Annotated in this window: 3 protein-coding genes; 2 read left to right on the top strand and 1 reads right to left on the bottom strand. The window is 70.9% G+C overall.

Annotated features, from left to right (window positions below):
* The first annotated feature begins 118 nt into the window (after positions 1–118).
* Positions 119–340 (top strand): hypothetical protein, encoded by a 222-nt coding sequence (locus ACTIFU_RS23100; RefSeq protein ID WP_439580677.1) that lies wholly within the window; start codon positions 119–121, stop codon positions 338–340.
* Between the two features lie 310 nt (positions 341–650).
* On the opposite strand, the gene gpmI is transcribed toward ACTIFU_RS23100, so the two are convergent.
* Entirely contained in the window at positions 651–2,156 is a 1,506-nt protein-coding gene (gene gpmI, locus ACTIFU_RS23095) for a 2,3-bisphosphoglycerate-independent phosphoglycerate mutase (RefSeq protein ID WP_439580676.1), read from the bottom strand.
* Between the two features lie 202 nt (positions 2,157–2,358).
* Here gpmI and ACTIFU_RS23090 point away from each other — a divergent pair, with 202 nt between their 5' ends.
* Entirely contained in the window at positions 2,359–3,303 is a 945-nt protein-coding gene (locus tag ACTIFU_RS23090; protein ID WP_439580675.1) for a LysR family transcriptional regulator, read from the top strand.
* The last annotated feature ends 203 nt before the right edge of the window (positions 3,304–3,506 follow it).

Genomic DNA, 3,506 nt, shown 5'->3' with positions numbered 1-3,506 from the left:
AGTCGGGGCGGAGGGGAAGCGGCTGACCCATGGCAAAGCTCCATTGCTCGCCCGCTTGAATCAGATCCCGCCCGCGTGGGGGAATCCCCCTTGGGAGTCTCGCTCAGAAGGACTTGGTATGAGTCGCCTGCCGCAGCCGATCGAGTGGTTGAGCGATAACGGCAGCCCCCACGTCGTGCGCGGGACCAACAGCTTCGCCCGCTACGTCGGCCTGGTGCTGAAGACCACGCCGCTTGAAAGCCCACAGAGCAACGGCACGGTCGAGGCGTTCGTCCGCGCCTTCAAACGCGACTTCGTCCACGTCAGCGAGTGCCCCGATGCCGCGACCGTGCTCCGGTGACTGCCCACCTGGTTCACCCACGACAACGAGCTCCACCCCCATCGCGCCCTGGGATACAGGTCCCCCAGGCAGTTCATCCGTGCCATCCTGACAGCCCGATCGGGCCCGATCTCTCGGGGGCAACACCAGGGTGGGCTTGAAGCCAAGCGCTGCGTGAGACCATGCGGTCAACGGCTGTCGCATCCCTTGCGCGCTTCAAACCGATGCCAATCGAAACGACGGCAAGTCAACACGGGAGGGCACCGGCCTCCCGCACCCACCCGCCAGGAAACTGAGTTTCCTGGACCTTCCACGCCCTACGCCGTGGTGCTCAGCCCACCAGACTCCGCCCCGTCATCGCCGCCGGCTGCGCGAGCCCCATCAACGCCAGCAGCGTCGGCGCGATATCCGCCAGCCGCCCGTCCCGCAGCCGCGCCCCCGCAGGCCCGCCCATCAGCAGCACCGGCACCGGATTGGTCGTGTGCGCGGTATGCGGTCCGCCCGTCTCAGGATCGCGCATCAGCTCGGCATTGCCGTGATCGGCCGTCACCAGCAACGCTCCGCCCACCGCGCCCACCGCCTCCGCGATCCGCCCCAGCCCCGCATCCACCGTCTCCACCGCCTTGATCGCGGCATCAAGCTTGCCCGTGTGCCCCACCATGTCCGGATTGGCGAAGTTCAGCACGATCAGATCGAACGCCCCAGACCGGATCGCCGCCACCGCACGCTCCGTCACCTCCGGCGCGCTCATCTCCGGTTGCAGGTCATAGGTCGCGACCTTCGGCGAAGGCACGAGAATCCGCTCCTCGCCCGGAAATGCCTCCTCGCGCCCGCCGCTCAGGAAATAGGTTACGTGCGGATACTTCTCGGTCTCGGCCATGCGAAGCTGCGTCCGGCCCGCCTCGGCCACCACCTCGCCGAGAATTCCCTCCAGGCTCTGCGGCGGGAACAGCGCGCCCATCAGCGGTGCGAGCTCGGCCGAGTACTGCGTGAGCCCGGCCGCGGCGGCGACCTTCGGTGCGCGCGCGCGCACGAAACGAGCGAACTTCGGATCGAGCAGCGCGGCGAGGATCTGACGCACCCGATCGGCGCGGAAGTTGAAGCACAGCACCGAGTCGCCGTCCGCCATCCCGGCGTAGTCCCGGACCGCCACGGGCGGCACGAACTCGTCGGTGACGTCCTGTGCGTGCGCCGCGCGCACCGCCTCCATCGCGTCGGCCACGCGCGGCGCATCCGCCAGCACGATCGCGCGCCACGCCCTCGCGACGCGGTCCCAGCGGTTGTCGCGGTCCATCGCGAAGTAGCGGCCCGACACGGTGCCGACGCGCGCGCCCTCGGGCAGCGCGGCGAGGAACGGCGGCAGGTCGGTCGCGGCGGCGCGCGGCGCAGTGTCGCGGCCGTCGAGCCAGACATGGACCGCCACGCGCCTGCCGGCCGCGGTGACGGCGCGGGCCAGCGCCAGCGCGTGGTCGTGGTGCGCGTGCACGCCCCCGGACGAGACGAGCCCCATCAGGTGCACCGTGCCGGTCGTGCGCGCGATCAGCTCCGCGAGCGCGGGAAGGCGCGCGATCGAGCCGTCCGCCACTGCGGCGTCGATGCGCGGCAGGTCCTGCATCACCACCCGACCGGCGCCGATGTTGAGGTGGCCGACCTCGGAGTTGCCCATCTGGCCGTGCGGCAGGCCCACGTCCTCGCCGGAGGCGCGCAGGAAAGCGTGCGGGCACTCGTTCCAGAGGCGGTCGAAGTTCGGCGTGCGGGCGAGGCGGATGGCGTTATCGGCCGTGTCCTCGCGCCAGCCCCAGCCGTCGAGGACGACCAGCATCACAGGTCGGGTCATGGGCGGCGGTTAGCTTCTGGAGCGAAGGGCCGCAAGGCCCCCCGATGCGGGCCCCGACCAACGGGAGGGGACCCCTCATGGGATTGGGGGTGTGGGGGCAAGGGCCTTTCGGCCCTTGGCCCCACCAAGGTATCCTCTCGATAGCAACTGACTATTGGCGCCGCACACCGCCTTTCTGCTGTGCTCCCCCGGCGCCATGGAGATGCACCAGATCCGCTACTTCCTCGCCGTCTGCGAGGACCTGAACTTCACCCGCGCGGCGAAGCGCTGCAACGTGTCGCAGCCGGCGCTGACGCGCGCGATCAAGCTGCTCGAGAACGAGATGGGCGGGCCGCTGTTCCACCGCGAGCGCGCCAACACGCATCTCTCCGAGCTCGGCCGCATGGTCCGCCCCTATCTCACCCAGGTGTACGAGCAGGCGCACGAGGCCCGCCGGCGCGCGCTCGACTTCACCCGGCTCAACGACGCCGTGCTGAAGCTGGGCGTGATGTGCACCGTCGCGCCGACGCTGCTGCTCGAACTGCTGCGCTCGATGCGAAGGCGCCATCCGGGCGTGGAGCTGTCGATCGTCGATGCCTCGCCCCAGGCGCTGCGCGAGCGGCTGCTCAGCGGCGAGCTCGAGATCGCGCTCGCCTGCCAGCCGGGGCAGGACGAGGACGAGCGGCTGCACTGCCACCTGCTCTACCGCGAGCGCTTCGTGATCGCGCTCGCGATGGACCATCCGCTGGCGCGCCACGATGCGATCCGCGTGCGCGATCTTGCCGGCCAGCACTACCTGGAGCGCACGCATTGCGAGTTCAATGCGATCGCCGACCGGATCTTCGACGAGCAGGGCGTCGTGGACCGCACTGTCTATCGCAGCGAGCGCGACGACTGGATCCTGGCGATGGCGGCCGCGGGGCTCGGCTACGCCTTCATCCCCGAGCACTGCGCGCGCCACCCCGACGTCGTCGCGCGTCCGCTGGTCGAGCCCGAGGTCTGGCGCGACGTGTGTCTCGTCACGGTGCGCGGCCGGCCGCACTCGGCCGCGGTCGGCGCGCTGGTGCGCGAGGCGATGCGGCCGGGCTGGCGCGAGCGCGCTGTCACCGCGCTGCGCGATGACCGGCCCGCGGGCCAACGGGCGCCGTTCACCGCGCCCGCGGTATGAGCCGCACCGGTCAGCCGTCGCCGGTCAGCAGTTGTTGATCGCGCGCACCAGGCCCCAGCCATAGATCGGATCGCGGCCCGGCGGGCCGAGATCGCGCGCCGCCTCGGCGAGCTGCCGTACTGCCGCCTCCGGCCCCACCCCGGCCGCGCGCGCGAGTGCCAGTGCTGCGGCGACGAACGGCACCGCATAGGACGTGCCCGACC

This window comes from Elioraea sp. (genome assembly GCF_051860475.1).
In the GTDB taxonomy this organism is placed as follows: domain Bacteria; phylum Pseudomonadota; class Alphaproteobacteria; order Acetobacterales; family Acetobacteraceae; genus Elioraea.
The sequence above is the reverse complement of the archived record's forward strand: the minus strand, read 5'-3'. Positions and strand labels throughout refer to the sequence as shown.

What these genes read in the sequence shown, in the direction of transcription:
- ACTIFU_RS23090 (WP_439580675.1), top strand. Translation starts at nt 2,359, where the DNA reads ATGCACCAGATCCGCTACTTCCTCGCCGTCTGCGAGGACCTGAACTTC.
- gpmI (WP_439580676.1), bottom strand. Translation starts at nt 2,156, where the DNA reads ATGACCCGACCTGTGATGCTGGTCGTCCTCGACGGCTGGGGCTGGCGC.
- ACTIFU_RS23100 (WP_439580677.1), top strand. Translation starts at nt 119, where the DNA reads ATGAGTCGCCTGCCGCAGCCGATCGAGTGGTTGAGCGATAACGGCAGC.